This window comes from Pseudomonas pseudonitroreducens (genome assembly GCF_021603645.1).
GTDB classification, from domain to species: domain Bacteria; phylum Pseudomonadota; class Gammaproteobacteria; order Pseudomonadales; family Pseudomonadaceae; genus Pseudomonas; species Pseudomonas pseudonitroreducens.
This window is the reverse complement of sequence record NZ_BQHJ01000017.1, coordinates 105,224-120,337: the sequence shown is the minus strand read 5'-3', so window position 1 is coordinate 120,337 and position 15,114 is coordinate 105,224. Positions and strand designations below refer to the sequence as shown.

Sequence of the window (15,114 nt, the reverse complement as noted above, 5' to 3'; positions counted from 1 at the left end):
AGGAAATCCGTTCGCGAGCAAGCTCGCTCCTACAGGCAGTGCGCGGGCCGGCGCGTGGGAGCGGACTCCGTCCGCGATCGGCTCGCATCACACCGGACCTGAAAGGTAGTTCGTTAGCTAGCTTTCCTACATGCCAGGCGCGGTCCATCATGTAAGCCCACTCGCCGTACCGAACCGCTGCACATGTCCGCCGACTCCCGCTCGAACTCGTCCACCACCCTGCAAGTGGTGTCCGTCGTCCTGTTCACCTTCATCGCCTACCTGACCATCGGTATCCCGCTGGCCGTGCTGCCCGGCTATGTGCACAGCGACCTGGGTTTCGGCTCGGTGATGGCCGGCCTGGTCATCAGCATCCAGTACCTGGCCACCCTGCTGACCCGTCCGTACGCAGGCAAGGTCATCGACACCCTCGGGCCCAAGCGCGCGGTGCTCTACGGCATGCTCGGCTGCGCCGGCAGCGGTGCACTGATGCTCGGCTCCTGGGCCACGCAGGGCCTGCCGTGGGTCAGCCTCGGCCTGCTGATGGTCGCGCGGCTGGTGCTCGGCACCTCGGAAAGCCTGGTGGGTAGTGCGTCGATCGCCTGGGGGATCGACCGCGTCGGTGCGGCGAACACCGCGAAAGTCATTTCCTGGAACGGCATCGCCAGCTATGGCGCCCTGGCCATCGGCGCGCCGCTGGGAGTGCAGATGGTCGGTCAGCTCGGGCTGGCCAGCCTGGGCGCCAGCGTGGTTCTGCTGGCGGCGCTCGGTTTCGCCCTGGCGTGGCCCAAGCGTGCGGCAGCCCTGGTGCATGGCGAGCGGATGCCCTTCCACCACGTACTCGGCCGGGTATTTCCCCATGGTATGGGCCTGGCGCTGGGCGGCATCGGTTTCGGCACCATCGCCACCTTCATCACGCTCTATTACGCCAGCCTTGGCTGGAAAGATGCGGTCTATTGCCTGAGCGCCTTCGGCGGCTGCTTCATCGGTGCGCGCCTGCTGTTCGCCAACGTCATCAATCGCCACGGCGGCTTCCGCGTCGCCATCGCCTGCCTGTCGGTGGAAAGCCTCGGCCTGCTCCTGCTGTGGAGCGCACCGACACCCTGGATCGCCCTGGCCGGCGCGGCGCTGACCGGCTTTGGCTTCTCGCTGGTGTTCCCCGCGCTGGGCGTGGAAGCCGTGGGCCTGGTGCCCGCCTCCAACCGTGGCGCCGCCCTGGGGGCCTACTCACTGTTCATCGATGTTTCCCTCGGCGTCACCGGACCGCTGATGGGCGCCGTCGCCAGTGGCTTCGGCTTCGGCTCGATATTCCTCTGCGCCGCACTCGCAGCATTCAGCGGGTTGATACTGAGCCTCTGGCTCTATCAGCGCTCGTACCACCAGGCCTGACCGGCACTACACAGCAACACGCTGCGACTGCGCCTATTGCCTTCGAGCCACCATGATCCGGCAACCATCGCCGTTGATCAGGTCAACATGACACGAGCGTGACAGAGGCTGGACGAAAAAGTTCGATCCTCTGCTATTATCGCGCGGCGCCGGGGCGACCACGCCCCGAATACAACCAAAAGAACATGCCAGCACAGGACTCCACCTACCCCGTTCACGCACTACGGGGCGGAGAGCTTTTTCTTTCTGCTCGCTGGCGCTGCACCATTAAGGAAATCAAGATGCTGAACCACCGGATCAGTCTGCTCGCACTGGGGATCCTCGCGTCGACCGCCGCCATGGCCGAAGACCAGTCCACCGCCAAGGGCTTCGTCGAAGACAGCCACCTCGACCTGTTCTTCCGCAACGCCTACATGAATCGCGACAAGAAGCACGGCAAGGAAGACCAGGCCGAATGGGGCCAGGCCGCCACCGCCACCTTCAACTCCGGCTTCACCCAGGGCACCGTCGGTTTTGGCGTTGACGCCTTCGGCATGTACGCCGTGCGCCTGGACGGCGGCAAGGGCCGCAGCGGCGCTCCCGGCATCGATTTCTTCAAGCAGGGCGACAGCGGCGAAGCCGCCAACGACCTGGCCCGTGCCGGTGGCGCGGTGAAAGCACGCTTCTCCAACACCGTGATCAAGTACGGTGACCAGATGCCGGCCCTGCCGGTGCTGAGCTACGACAACTCCCGCCTGCTGCCGGAAAGCTTCACCGGCACCCTGATCACCTCCAAGGAGATCGAAGGCCTGGAGCTGAACGTCGGCCGCTTCACCTCGGAAACCCGCAAGAGCGCCGAAGGGCGTGACAGCGGCGGCCTGAAGCGCATCGACGTGTTCGGCGGCAGCTACAAGTTCACCGATAGCTTCAGCGGCTCGCTGTACGGCTACGAGAACGAAGACGTCGCTCGCAAGCAGTACATGAACCTGAACTACGTCATCCCGATGGCCGACAAGCAGTCCCTGACCCTGGACTTCAACGGCTACCGTACCCGCGTCAACGAAGACTTCGCTGCCGACCACGGCATCGACGGCACCAAGAACACCATCTGGAGCCTGTCGGCCGCCTACAACATCGGCGCCCACACCTTCATGGTCGCGCACCAGCGCAACAACGGCGACTCCGGCTACAACTACGGTTGGTACCAGAACGAAGGCGGCCTGGGCGACGGCGGCACCACCATCTGGCTGGCCAACTCCTACTGGTCGGACTTCAACGGCGAAGACGAGCGCTCCTGGCAGGGCAGCTACAGCCTGGACTTCTCCGAGTACGGCGTTCCCGGCCTGAGCTACACCGTGGCCTACGTCTACGGCGACAACATCAAGACCGCCGAGACCAGCAACGGTAAAGAGCGCGAAATCTTCAACCAGCTGAAGTACGTCGTACCGAGCGGCCCGGCCAAGGACCTGTCGGTCAAGCTGCGCGGCTCCTGGCTGCGCGTGTCGAACGACGCCCGCTCCTACAACGACGATGGCAACGAAGTACGCGTCTTCGTCGAGTACCCGGTCAACATCTTCTGATGATCTGATCAGGCTCGAAAGAAAACGCCCCGTGGCAGCGCTGCCACGGGGCGTTTTTCATTCTGGCGCCGATTACTCCAGCGAGCGCCGCCTGGGTAACCAGGGCATCGGCGGCAACGCCATGCGCAGGATATGCAGGCAGAGCAGCAGAATCAGCGCGCCGGCCGCGAAGGAACCGAGGCGCTGGGCGGGCTCCAGCGTGTCGTTGAGCACATTGAGGAACAGCATCGCGCTGCCGCCCAGCATGCAGGCCAGCAGAAATATCGAGAGAATGTAGATCTTCAGCGTGAGCAGCCGCCAATGCCAGCGCATGCGGCGGCGAACGGGGACTTCATCGAGGGGAAGTTGCGGCATGATCCTTTGCCTCCTGACAGGTTCCTGACGGGTTCACGCCACTGCGGCATGCAACGTCGAGATACTGGCAGGATGCTAGCCATGCATGCGGGAATTGCCAAGGTGCACAGTGCGCGACCGCAGGGTCACGCACTGCGCGCCGATGAGTGGCTGCCGCTTAACGCACCACGCTGTTGATGTCATGACGATTGAGCGAGGTACGCATCTCCTCGTACCACTCGGGGATAACGTCCTTCAGGCGTTCCTTGGCATCCTCCAGCTTGAACGGCTGGGTGTAGCGCTTCTTGCGGTAGGAGTAGATGAAGTAGGTGCCGTTGCGGTAGAGGATGCGGTCGAAGGTATAGAAGCCGATGTGCGTGCCATTGCAGCGCGCGGTCAGCACCATGTCACCCTCTTCGTAGGGCAGCACGCCCTCCGCGCATTCGTAGGTGAAGAACTCGCGTACATCGTCCCAGTCCACGCCATCGCTGCTGGCGTGCAGGAAGGCCTCGGCCTGCTCCTCGGACTCGTCGGAGTGATCGCTGTACCAGATGAACAGCGGGATGCTCTGATTGGTCTCGTCGCCCAGCCAGCTCTCGCCGTCCAGGTACTGGGCGCTGCGCGCCAGGCTGGCCTGCACGCGGCGATGGCTCTGGCGGTACTCCTCCAGTCGCGCGTCGAAGGCCGGCGAATCCTCGCCCGGCACCACGTCGTCCATGCCCTTGATCTCGGCCACGCGCGCCAGGTAATCGGCGTACAGCGCGGCGTCCTGGATCACGGTGCAGGTGTCGCGGGTCAGGCTCAGACCGATCTCGGTGAAGTTGGCGCTGCCCAGGATCACCACATCCGGCTCGATCAGGATCAGCTTCCAGTGCACGCTGTTCTGCGCGCGGAAGTCGACGTGCAAGCTGACCTTGGCGCCCGCGTCGCGGACACAGAAATCGATGAAGTCCGGCGAGCTGAACGAATTGATGGTGCCCACCAGCAGGTCCAGGCGATTGCCCTTCTCCACCAGGGTTTCGATCAGTGACTCGGTTTCACTGGCGGAGGCCGAGACCACGGTGATCAGCTTGCCGCTGACCTGCTCCAGGTACTGCTTGAGCGAATGTTGAGCGTTTAGGATTTTCATACAGCCCCCACCAGAATTCTGAACACCGAATTCTGATGCAGGACAATGGGGGGTTTCAACTGCCAGCTCGCACCTTCTGCCCGCAGTCAGGGCGCTGTAGCGGCAGGACATGCAAGATCCGCCCCGCATGTGGCATAATAGGCGGCTTTGTCAGGCCGCCTTCGCGCGCCGTCGTCACTGCCCGCCCGCGCCGCTCGCGCCCGGCGCGCATCATGTTCCAGCCAAGGGTTACCCAGTTGATCTCCACCGCGAACATCACCATGCAGTTTGGCGCCAAGCCGCTGTTCGAAAACGTTTCCGTCAAATTCGGCAACGGCAACCGCTACGGCCTGATCGGCGCCAACGGTTGCGGCAAGTCCACCTTCATGAAGATCCTCGGCGGTGAGCTGGAGCCTTCCGGCGGCCAGGTCATGCTGGAGAACGGTGTGCGCCTGGGCAAGCTGCGCCAGGACCAGTTCGCCTATGAAGACTTCAGCGTGATCGACACCGTGATCATGGGTCACGAGGAGCTGTGGAAGGTCAAGGCCGAGCGCGACCGCATCTACTCCCTGCCGGAGATGAGCGAGGAAGACGGCATGGCCGTGGCCGAGCTGGAAGTCCAGTTCGCCGAGTTCGACGGCTACACCGCCGAATCCCGTGCCGGCGAACTGCTGCTGGGCCTGGGCATTCCGCTGGACCAGCATTTCGGCCCGATGAGTGCTGTCGCCCCGGGCTGGAAGCTGCGCGTGCTGCTGGCCCAGGCGCTGTTCTCCGATCCGGACCTGCTGCTGCTCGACGAGCCGACCAACCACCTGGACATCAACACCATCCGCTGGCTGGAAAACATCATCACGGCGCGTAACAGCACCATGATCATCATTTCCCACGATCGTCACTTCCTCAACAGCGTCTGCACCCACATGGCTGACCTGGACTACGGCGAGCTGCGCCTGTTCCCGGGCAACTACGACGAGTACATGACCGCGGCCGAACAGGCCCGCGAGCGCCTGCTGTCGGACAACGCCAAGAAGAAAGCCCAGATCGCCGAGCTGCAGACCTTCGTCAGCCGCTTCTCGGCCAACGCCTCCAAGGCCAAGCAGGCCACCAGCCGTGCGCGTCAGATCGACAAGATCCAGCTGGAAGAGGTCAAGCCGTCCAGCCGCGTCAGCCCGTTCATCCGCTTCGAACAGCACAAGAAGCTGCACCGCCAGGCGGTGACCCTGGAGAAAGTCAGCCAGGGCTTCGACGGCAACGCGCTGTTCAAGAACCTCAGCCTGCAGGTGGAAGCCGGCGAACGCATCGCCATCATCGGCCCCAACGGCATCGGCAAGACCACCCTGCTGCGCACCCTGGTCGGCGACATGGCGCCCACCGCGGGCGAAGTGAAGTGGACCGACAGCGCGGATGTGGGCTACTTCGCCCAGGACCACGCCGAGGACTTCGAGGACGACTACAACCTGTTCGACTGGATGGCCCAGTGGACCCAGGGCGGCGAGCAGCTGGTACGTGGCACCCTCGGCCGCATGCTGTTCTCCAACGACGACATCAAGAAGTCGGTCAAGGTGATTTCCGGTGGTGAGCAGGGTCGCATGCTGTTCGGCAAGCTGATCCTCAAGCGCCCGAACGTGCTGGTGATGGACGAGCCGACCAACCACCTGGACATGGAGTCCATCGAGTCGCTGAACCTGGCGCTGGAGAACTACCCGGGCACCCTGATCTTCGTCAGCCATGACCGCGAGTTCGTGTCCTCCCTGGCCACTCGCATCATCGAGCTGTCGGAAAACGGCGTGACCGATTTCAGCGGCACCTACGATGACTACCTGCGCAGCCAGGGCGTGATTGTCTGATCAACGCCAAGCTGCAATGAAAAAGCCCCGCCCAGTGCGGGGCTTTTTCTTGCTCTTTTGATCTTCGTAGGAGCGAGCTTGCTCGCGAACCTGTCTGACACCAATGCAGCCGGGAAACCCATTCGCGAGCAAGCTCGCTCCTACAAGAGGCACCTTTTTGCTCAGCCCCGGATCAACGCCCCGACGTCTGCATCGTTGCGCTGCCCAGGCTGACATCGAAGAACTCTGCCGCCGAGGCGGCCAGGTCGCGATGGATAGCCTGCCGGTCCAGGCCCTGGTTGTCGGTACACAGGTCCGGCGTGGCGTCCTTTTCCTCCTCCGAGCACGGCGCCATGAAGACGAAGTGCCCTGCCCCGTCCAGCACCCGCAGATCCGCCTGTTGCGGCAACTTGCGCGCCAGCGCTGCGGCATTCTTCTTCCAGTCGAGGATGTGGTCTGCATTGCCGGTGTAGAGCAACACCGGCACCTGTACATCCTCCAGCTCATGAACGCCGTACATCAGGCTCAGCGGCGCCAGCAGGAGCAAGGCGCCGACGCGCGGGTCGGCCATGGGCACCAGGTCGTTGCGGTCGGCGCGTACTTCGCCCTTCTCGCTGCAGGCATCGCGATCGTCAGGGCGCTGCTGGCAGTACTTGATCAGCCGGTCCAGGCGCGGCTGGGCCCCGGCCAGGATCAGCGCAGTCTCTCCGCCGGCGGAGTAGCCGATCACACCGACCTTTCGCGGGTCGACGATGGCGGCGACCTCGGGGTCGAGCAGAGCGGCACTGATGGTTTCGGAGACCTGCAGCGGCCGACCATAGAGATTGCTCACCGCGCCCAGGCGGCTGTGGTCACGCAGGTTGTCGCCGGGGTGCAGCAGCGTCACCACCACGAAGCCCTTGCGCACCAGTGCCTCGATCAGGTCACGGTGGGCCAGCGGGGTGCCGTAGTTGCCGTGGGACATGACCAGCAGCGGGAATCGCCCGTTGGCGGTCTTGCCTTCGTAGGCAACGTCCAGGATGAAGTTGCCCAGGTGCAGGGGTTGTTCGGCTGCGCGCGTGGGGTAGAAGGCAATGGCCTTCATCGGTTGCTGGTCCAGCGGGTCACTCACCTGCAGGCGGTGAAAACCCACATTCCAGCCCTGTGCCGCCCAACTCGCGGTACTGAAGGTAACGAGCAGCAGGAACCAGAACAGGCGCCTCGCCATGGTGCAGTTCGCTCCGATGTGTCTCCAGATCAGGCGCCACGAGGCTTGTTGATGAATGCAGAAACCGCCGGGCGCCGCCTGGTGGGAACCTCTGCATAGTACGCGCCAGCGAGAGTAGCTCCGTGCCCGCAGACAGGCGGTACTCGCGGAAACAAAAAAGCCCCGCATGCGCGGGGCTTTTCACTGGGCAGCGATCAGGCAGCGGCGAACTGGCTGGCGATGCTCGCCTGGGCGCCGGCGATGGCGTTGCGGCGCGGCTCGTCACCGTAGGCCAGGCCTTCGGCACGGACGACCTCGATGTCGGTGATGCCGAGGAAATTCAGCACCAGCTCCAGGTAGTTCTCGTGGGCGATACCGCTGGGTTGGCCCGCGTGGATGCCGCCGGCGGTGGAGACGATGATGACTTTCTTGCCACCCGCCAGGCCTTCCGGGCCGCTCTCGGTATAGCGGAAGGTCTTGCCGGCGACGGCGATGCGGTCGATCCAGGCCTTCAGTTGGCTGGGGATGGAGAAGTTGTACATCGGCGCGCCGATGACGATGGCGTCGGCGCCGAGGAATTCCTCGATGCTTTTCTCGCCCAGTGCGGCTTCGTGTTTCTGCGCGGCGTCGCGCAGTTCGGCCGGGGTGCCGGCAGCGACCAGGCTGGCCGAGGACAGGTGGCTGATGGCGTCGGCGGCCAGGTCACGGTAGGTCACTTCGACGCCCGGCTCGGCGGCGGCCCAGGCGGCGACCAGTTCGCCGCTCAGTTGGCGGGAGGCGGAGTTGTCGCCGAGGATGCTCGAGTCGATGTGCAGCAGTTTCATGTGTGTTCTCCAGGAAAGGGGCCAAGTGGGTTGGCGGAGGAATTCGTTGTTGGAGGCAAGACTACGCATGTAGCCAATCTTCGATAAGTCAGCAAAAATGCAATGATTCGTCTCACCAGCAGGACAATCCGATGCAGGACCTCAATGACCTCTTCTATTTCGCCAAGGTGGTGGAGGCCGGTGGCTTCGCAGCTGCCGGGCGTTTGCTGGGCCTGCCGAAGTCCCGCCTGTCGCGGCGTGTCGCCGAGCTGGAAGCGCGCCTGGATGTACGTCTGCTGCAGCGCACCACCCGCAAGCTGGCACTGACTGACCTGGGTGAGCGCTATTACCGGCACTGCCAGGCGATGCTGGTAGAGGCCGAGATGGCCGACGAGGTCGCCGCGCAACTGAGCGCCGAGCCACGCGGCCGGGTGAGGCTGTCGTGCCCGGTGGCGCTGGCGGAAACCTCGCTGAACGAGATGCTGCCGGGCTTTCTCGCCGCTTATCCGCAGGTCAACCTGGAGCTGATGCTGACCAATCGCCGCGTCGACCTGCTCAACGAAAGCATCGATGTCGCCCTGCGCGTGCGGGCGCCGGGCGATGAGGACCTGTCGCTGATCTCGCGGCGCCTGCGCCTGGCGAAGACCGCGCTGGTGGCCGCACCGGCGCTGCTCAGGGGCGTCGAGCTGCGCGCACCGGAGGACCTGGCCGCCCTGCCCGTCCTGGGCGCCATCGACAACGACCGTCGGGTACACATGAAGCTGACCGGCCTGCAGGGCGAAGTGAAGGAAGTCGCCCTGGAGGCACGCCTGGCGGTGGAAGACTTCAACCTGCGCAAGAACGTCGCCCTGGCGGGGCTGGGCGTGACACTCCTGCCGCTGCACTACTGCACCGAGGAACTGGAGGATGGTCGCCTGGTGCGCGTGCTGCCCGCCTGGAGCGAGCCGGAGGCTTACCTGCAGGCGGTCTACCCGCATCGGCGCGGCATCCTGCCGGCGGTGCGGGCGTTGCTCGATTACCTGGAGGAAGGCTTCTCGAAAGACGACTGGCCTGTCTGAACCAGGCGATTACGCCGGGGTGGTGCCCAGCCCCATCAGCGCGCCGATCCAGCCCAGCAACCGGCCGCCACTGAGCCAGTCGATCCAGAACAGCTGATGCAGCAGGACAATGGCCCAGAACACCAGCTGGAAGGAAAGCTTGCGGGTCTTGTGACGGAACACCTGCTGGGCGAGGAAGGCGCCCGGCCAGCCACCGAGCAGTTCCAGCAGGTGCAGGCTCTGCTCGGGAGTTCGCCAGTCGTTGCGCTCGGCACTGCGCTTATCGCGCCAATAGGCGAGGAAGGCCAGGACGCTGAACACCGGATAGAGCAGCAGGAACCAGACGAAGTAAGCCTCTTTCAACCACAGCAGCGAGCCGATGACGGGCAACGCCAGCAGCACTGCCAGGATCGCCAGCGCCTTGCCCAGCGAGCGTTTCGGCGCGCTCGGGAAGGCTACTTCGCGCCCGCTGCGGGCGCGCTCACGGGTGGCTGCCGCTGCGGGCTTGCGGCGAATCGCCGGGGTGTCGATAGCCAGCCCGGCAAGGCGGGCGTGGTTGGCGCGGGGGCGGCCGTCCTTGCCGCTGCCTTCGACATAACAGACCTGGTCGCCCGCCTCCGGGCGACGGTCGCCGCGGAAGTCGGAAATATGCAGGAAGACTTCCTTGCCGCCGGCCTGGGGACTGATGAAGCCGAAGCCCTTGTCATCGTCCCAGCGGCTGATGGTGCCGTTCTTTTCCACGTTCACTCGCTATCGGATCAGGGTTTTGCGCTGCTCCAGTCGATCAGGGCGAACTGCCAGGTTGCCAGGATCAGCAGTCCGAACACGATACGGTACCAGGCAAATGCCGCATAGCTGTGGTTGGCGATGAACTTGAGCAAGCCACGGACAGCGATCATCGCGAAGATGAACGAGGTGACGAAACCGATGGCGAACACCGGCAGGTCCGCAGGCTGGAACACGTCACGGTACTTGTAGCCCGAGTAGACCGCGGCGCCGACCATGGTCGGCATCGCCAGGAAGAACGAGAACTCGGTGGCCGCCTTGCGCGACAGGCCGAACAGCAGGCCGCCGATGATGGTCGCGCCGGAACGCGAGGTGCCCGGAATCAGCGCCAGGCACTGGCAGCAGCCAACCTTCAGGGCTTGCTTCCAGGTCATGTCATCCACGGTTTCGGCGTGGATCAGATGCTGGCGCTTCTCTGCCCAGAGCATGATCACACCGCCCACCACCAGTGCCACGGCGACGGTGATCGGGTTGAACAGGTAATGGTGGATGTAGTCGGCGAAGGCCACGCCCAGCACCACGGCCGGGAAGAATGCGATCAGCAGGTTGACGGTGAAGCGCTGCGCCTTGGGCTGTGTGGGCAACCCCAGGACGATGTCGAGGATCTTGCGGCGGAATTCCCAGACCACGGCGAGAATGGCCGCCAGCTGGATGATGATGTTGAAGGCCTCGGCACGTTCCCCGGTGAAGCCGATGAGGTCGGCCACGATGATCTGGTGACCGGTGCTGGAGATCGGCAGGAACTCGGTAAGCCCCTCGACCACGCCAAGAATGAAGGCCTGAAAGGCGCTCCACAGATCCATACTACTGTCCCCCGCGAGGCACGCTGGCTCGCACGTTTCTAATGGTTTTGTCCCGCTGCCTGCTCCTGGCGCGCAAGCGCCGCAGCGGCGTCGGCATGCTAATGCATTGCCCGCAGATCGCTATGAAATTCACAAAAATTTCTCTTCGGCGGAGCAAGCGGAGGATGCGTTGGCACTTTGGCAAGAATCGCTCCCGCGTTGCGCCGCCGGGAAGATGCAGACAACCACGCCACGATGGGGTTCGCGCCATCATGCAAAATGCCTAATTTGTTGAAATTACTGCAGTACTTCAGTACCAGAAACCCTACGAATCAGGCGATTCTGTTAGCCCCGCGAAACACTCGGATCGTCGCAAACGCAAGCGGGCTGGACTTTGGCCCTGCCCATCCAAAGTTGTGTATCAGCGCTGCAACAGAATCCGCTTCTTCCCTGATACGAGCCCCGTTCTAGGGCCGGCGCATGGCTTTCGTACGTTCGTTCTGTATCAGCAGGGCAACACTCGCTCCATGGCAGTTCGCATGGCCTGACGCTATGTCGTTGATTCGCAATAGCTGATCAAAAGCGGCACGGCATCTGCTCCACCTTGGTACCGCTGGTTAGGGCTCAGCGCACCAAGAAGGAACCGCCATCATGGGGAACATCGACTCAAGGATCGTCGGTCTATTCGTCACGCTCGCTTGCGGGGTGGCCAGCGCTACGCTGTGCCCCACCGTCCAGGCCGGCGACGGCACCATCGTCCTGCAGCGTCAGGTGCAGCCACGCGTCGCCACGCGCCCCACCGATATTCCCGATCCGAATCCGATCACCGTCAATCCCAATATCTCCGATCAGGTCGTGCGCCAGACCGGCAATGCCGAACTGAGCGACAGCGACTTCGCTGGCGTCACCAGCGGCTCCACCCTCGAGCGCCACATCCTTCCCGGCGGCACCCTGGTAGGAATGGACAACGGCAGCAACCAGAGCCTCAGCAATGGCAGCCTCGGCGGCGGCATGGGCGCTGGCGGCGGCATCTCCAACTCGGTGAACCGCACCGTACAGCAGGGCCTCTCACCCTTGCGCATGCTGACGGGAGATCGCTGAGATGAAAGCCCATCTGCTCGCTCTGCCGATCCTGCTCTGCTCCGCCTCGGCCTTCGCCGCCGATCCTTCGACGGTCAACAACGCCAATATCGACAGTGCCGTGCGCAACTACAACGGCGTGGCCAGTGTGAACCAGGCCGCGGGCGATGAGCAGCAACAGGCCAACGGCCGGACCATCGCCATCAGCACCAATGCCCAGGCCACCACGCAATTCCGGCAGACGGTCAACGCCTACGTCGACCCCAGCCAGGCCGCGTCCGCCAGCATCACCGGCAACGCCTTCAGCAACGGCAACGGCGCACTGGGCGTGAACCAGGCCGCCGGGGCTGCCAACCAGCAAGTGAACGCCATGCGGATCAGCGTCAGCGCCGTACCGCAGAGCGTCGATGACAGCGTGCTGTCCCAGCAGAACGTCGCGCTGCCAGTGAACTCAGGCCCAGCTAACTCCGCCACGGGTAACCGCCAGGTCGTCACCAGCGACCAGGCCTTTGCCGGCAGTCGCGGCGTGGTTCAGGTGAGCCAGAGCGCCGGGGTCGGCAATCGCATTGCCAACACCCTGAGCATCCGGGTCGCGGATTGACCCAAGCCAACTCCTATAACACTAAACACGCCAAACAAAGCAAAGGAGATACACCATGAAACCCACAATGGCTCTCAAGCCCCTGGTATTCGCTGTCGCAGCGATCATGGCTGTAGCAGTGCACGCTGATAATCGCGACAACGACCGCGGTCGTGGCCACCACAACGACGGCCATCATCAACAACAACCCAAGCCGCCGTACGATCCCTACAAGGACCCGCGGATCGACGCAGGCGCCAGCGCGCAGGTGGAAGACACCCAGGAAAGCAGCGACAACACCGTGGTCAACATGGGCACCAAGAACACCGCTACGGTCGACAGCTCGCTGGGCACCGCATCGGGTAACGTGGGCGTCAACGTGGCTGCCGGCGACATGAACCAACAGGCCAACGCCGCCGCCCTGGCGACTGCCGACGAGAAGTTCATCTTCGGCACCGCCTATGCGTCCACCGACGTGACCCAGACCAACGAAGCCAACAAGGCGCTGAACCTCTCCACCACCAACAAGGCCACGCTGAACAACTCCGGCAGCAACTCCTCGGGGAATATCGGCATCAACATCGCCTCGGGCAACTACAACCAGCAGAAAAACGACATGGCAGCCGCCGTGTCCGGTGGTCGTAGCGCCGACTCCTACAGTGGTGCCACCCAGACGTCCACTGGCAACACCGTGGGCAACGTGGCCTTCCTGACCTACGAGAAGGAAACCCTGAAGTCCACCTTCAGCGCCAAGGGCACCTACAAGGGCGCCGGCGTTGGCTATGTCGTGGACGAAAGCGGCCGCGGTGGCAATGACGACCGCCACAGCAGCGGCGGCAGCAAGGAAGACAAGGACCCGCTGTTCTTCGTCGAAGCCGGCACTGTCGACCTGAAAGGCCAGGCCACCTACCAGGTACTGGTGCCCACTGGCTGGAAAGACCCGGTCCGGAACGACGCCACCATCAGCAACTCGCTCAACAATGTGTCGGGCAACCTCGGCGCGAACGTTGCCGCTGGCGTAGGCAACCAGCAGAGCAACTCGCTGTCCATCGCCGCAGGCTGCAAATCCTGCCTGTAAGCGACACGGCGTAGTACCGGAGGCTCCGGCAACGGAGCCTCCTTTCTCCTGAGCTGCCCCCAGGCGTCACGATCATGCGTACGTCCGCCCTGCTTCTGCTCGCCTTCTTCTCGCTCACGGCGCAGGCCGCGCAACTGCCCTTCGCCATCCTTCCCGGCGGGTCGATGGCCTACAAGCACGTCGAGAGCATCCGCGAGCGCAAGTTCAGCAACCTGGTCCAGCAGAAGACCGACTTCAGCTGCGGTGCCGCCGCGCTGGCGACGATCCTGCGCCAGGCCTATGCGCTGGACGTGGACGAGGAGTTCGTGATCAAGGGGATGCTGGTCCGGGCCGATCCGAACCTGGTGCGCACCCAGGGCTTCTCCATGCTCGACATGAAGACCTACCTGGAAGCCATCGGCATGCGCGCCCGCGGCTACCGAATCCCCGCCGCCTCTCTGGAGAAGCTGACGATCCCGGTGATAGTGCTGATGGATATCCGCGGCTACAAACACTTCGTCGTGATGCAGCGTGCCTACAAGGGCTACGTCTACATCGGCGACCCGGTACTGGGCCACAAGCGCTTCACCCAGGAAGATTTTCTCAAAGGCTGGAACGGCATCATCTTCGCCGTCATCGGTCCGGGCTATGAACAGGCCAATGCCCTGATGAATCCGCCCGATCCACTGACGGCCAGGGACCGAATCAATGCGTTCAGCCCGGTCAAGGATGCAGAGCTCATGGAGTTCGGCTTCATCCAGAGCGACTTCCTCTGAGACCGCACAAGAATGGAAGGCAGGAACCCTTCCGGGGAGAACCCTAATGAAAGTGATCCCGCTGCTTGCCGCCACCTGCATAGTGGCCTGCCTGCCGGTCCGGGCGGAAAGCGTCTTCAAGCCGATCGAGCTGAAAGATCAGGAGCTGGCCCAACTTCGCGGCAAGTACGTGATGCCTGGCCGGGTCATCAGCTTCGGCATCGTCATGAGCAGCACCTGGAAGAACGCCGTGGGTGACAACATCGGCGCCAAGGTCAGCATGCAGATCCAGGAATCCACCATCAAACCGCAGTTCTACGTGACCACCATCGACGAGAAAGGCACTGCCGCCGCCCCCGCTGCGGGCACTGGCACCGTCACCGGCGGCGCCGGCCTGAACCAGACCCAGGGCGTGACGCAGAGCGTCCGTGCGGCAGGCGACTACAACACCGCCGCGAACAACGTCAGCATCGATGTGAAGGAGGCCGACCAGGCCCCCGCCGTGGCCCAGCAGGGCACACCGCTGAACTCCACGCCCATTACCGCCAGCAACGGCGCCGGCACCGTCAGCGTGTCACCCGGCAGCGGTGGCATCCAGCTGGCGATCAACGCCAACGGCCAGGGCTCCAGCATGCAGCAACTGGCTGCCGGCGGCCTGCTTCAGGCGGCGCAGATGGTGGGCGGCAACAACGCCGTGAACAACCTGGCGCAGCTCAGCGTAGTGCTGAAAAACAACCTTCCGTCGTCTGGAGCGCTCGACTGCAATCTCGACCAGCTCAAAGGGCTTCGCACCATGGGTATGTGATCTACGCTCCAGTGCGACTGTGAAGTCCAACCTAATAAGAAGGACAGCG

The 15,114-nt window shown here is 63.7% G+C and carries 15 protein-coding genes; 9 read left to right on the top strand and 6 right to left on the bottom strand.

Going from position 1 to position 15,114, the window contains the following annotated elements:
* The first annotated feature begins 183 nt into the window (after nt 1-183).
* The gene (locus L6D89_RS30780) at nt 184-1,368 is read left to right on the top strand and encodes an MFS transporter (RefSeq protein WP_236202162.1); all 1,185 of its coding nucleotides are present in this window, start codon (nt 184-186) and stop codon (nt 1,366-1,368) included.
* 281 nt (nt 1,369-1,649) lie between these two features.
* The gene (locus L6D89_RS30775) at nt 1,650-2,927 is read left to right on the top strand and encodes an OprD family porin (RefSeq protein ID WP_236174935.1); all 1,278 of its coding nucleotides are present in this window, start codon (nt 1,650-1,652) and stop codon (nt 2,925-2,927) included.
* 72 nt (nt 2,928-2,999) lie between these two features.
* Here the strand turns inward: L6D89_RS30775 and L6D89_RS30770 are convergent, their stop codons facing one another.
* Both L6D89_RS30770 and L6D89_RS30765 read right to left on the bottom strand, forming a co-directional pair.
* Nucleotides 3,000-3,281: a hypothetical protein gene (locus L6D89_RS30770; protein WP_236174934.1), complete on the bottom strand. Its 282-nt coding sequence runs from the start codon at nt 3,279-3,281 to the stop codon at nt 3,000-3,002.
* Nucleotides 3,282-3,438: 157 nt separating this feature from the next.
* Nucleotides 3,439-4,389 (bottom strand): phospholipase D family protein, encoded by a 951-nt coding sequence (locus L6D89_RS30765; protein ID WP_236202161.1) that lies wholly within the window; start codon nt 4,387-4,389, stop codon nt 3,439-3,441.
* Between the two features lie 236 nt (nt 4,390-4,625).
* Here L6D89_RS30765 and L6D89_RS30760 point away from each other — a divergent pair, with 236 nt between their 5' ends.
* The gene (locus L6D89_RS30760) at nt 4,626-6,215 is read left to right on the top strand and encodes an ABC-F family ATPase (protein WP_236202194.1); all 1,590 of its coding nucleotides are present in this window, start codon (nt 4,626-4,628) and stop codon (nt 6,213-6,215) included.
* 172 nt (nt 6,216-6,387) lie between these two features.
* Here the strand turns inward: L6D89_RS30760 and L6D89_RS30755 are convergent, their stop codons facing one another.
* Nucleotides 6,388-7,401, bottom strand: coding sequence for an alpha/beta hydrolase family protein (locus L6D89_RS30755; RefSeq protein WP_236202160.1), 1,014 nt, complete (start codon nt 7,399-7,401; stop codon nt 6,388-6,390).
* A 194-nt stretch (nt 7,402-7,595) separates the two neighbouring features.
* Nucleotides 7,596-8,204 (bottom strand): FMN-dependent NADH-azoreductase, encoded by a 609-nt coding sequence (locus L6D89_RS30750; RefSeq protein WP_236202159.1) that lies wholly within the window; start codon nt 8,202-8,204, stop codon nt 7,596-7,598.
* Between the two features lie 131 nt (nt 8,205-8,335).
* Between L6D89_RS30750 and L6D89_RS30745 the strand changes: the two genes are divergently transcribed.
* On the top strand, nt 8,336-9,241 hold the full coding sequence (locus L6D89_RS30745) for a LysR substrate-binding domain-containing protein (RefSeq protein WP_236202158.1): 906 nt from the start codon (nt 8,336-8,338) through the stop codon (nt 9,239-9,241).
* Nucleotides 9,242-9,250: 9 nt separating this feature from the next.
* Here the strand turns inward: L6D89_RS30745 and L6D89_RS30740 are convergent, their stop codons facing one another.
* Nucleotides 9,251-9,961, bottom strand: coding sequence for a DUF1294 domain-containing protein (locus L6D89_RS30740; protein ID WP_279829386.1), 711 nt, complete (start codon nt 9,959-9,961; stop codon nt 9,251-9,253).
* A gap of 17 nt (nt 9,962-9,978) precedes the next feature.
* The gene (locus L6D89_RS30735; RefSeq protein ID WP_236174928.1) at nt 9,979-10,809 is read right to left on the bottom strand and encodes an undecaprenyl-diphosphate phosphatase; all 831 of its coding nucleotides are present in this window, start codon (nt 10,807-10,809) and stop codon (nt 9,979-9,981) included.
* Nucleotides 10,810-11,439: 630 nt separating this feature from the next.
* On the opposite strand from L6D89_RS30735, the gene L6D89_RS30730 reads away from it, so the two are divergent.
* The 5 genes from L6D89_RS30730 to L6D89_RS30710 all read left to right on the top strand — a co-directional run bounded on the left by L6D89_RS30730 (nt 11,440) and on the right by L6D89_RS30710 (nt 15,065).
* Entirely contained in the window at nt 11,440-11,889 is a 450-nt protein-coding gene (locus L6D89_RS30730) for a hypothetical protein (RefSeq protein WP_236174927.1), read from the top strand.
* 1 nt (nt 11,890) lies between these two features.
* Complete coding sequence (locus L6D89_RS30725) at nt 11,891-12,469, top strand: adhesin (protein ID WP_236202156.1); 579 nt, start codon at nt 11,891-11,893, stop codon at nt 12,467-12,469.
* A 55-nt stretch (nt 12,470-12,524) separates the two neighbouring features.
* The gene (locus L6D89_RS30720; RefSeq protein ID WP_236174925.1) at nt 12,525-13,526 is read left to right on the top strand and encodes a heme utilization protein; all 1,002 of its coding nucleotides are present in this window, start codon (nt 12,525-12,527) and stop codon (nt 13,524-13,526) included.
* Nucleotides 13,527-13,600: 74 nt separating this feature from the next.
* Complete coding sequence (locus tag L6D89_RS30715; protein WP_236202155.1) at nt 13,601-14,281, top strand: C39 family peptidase; 681 nt, start codon at nt 13,601-13,603, stop codon at nt 14,279-14,281.
* Nucleotides 14,282-14,327: 46 nt separating this feature from the next.
* A complete protein-coding gene (locus L6D89_RS30710; protein ID WP_236174923.1) occupies nt 14,328-15,065 on the top strand; it encodes a hypothetical protein in 738 nt (245 codons plus the stop codon).
* Nucleotides 15,066-15,114: the final 49 nt, after the last annotated feature.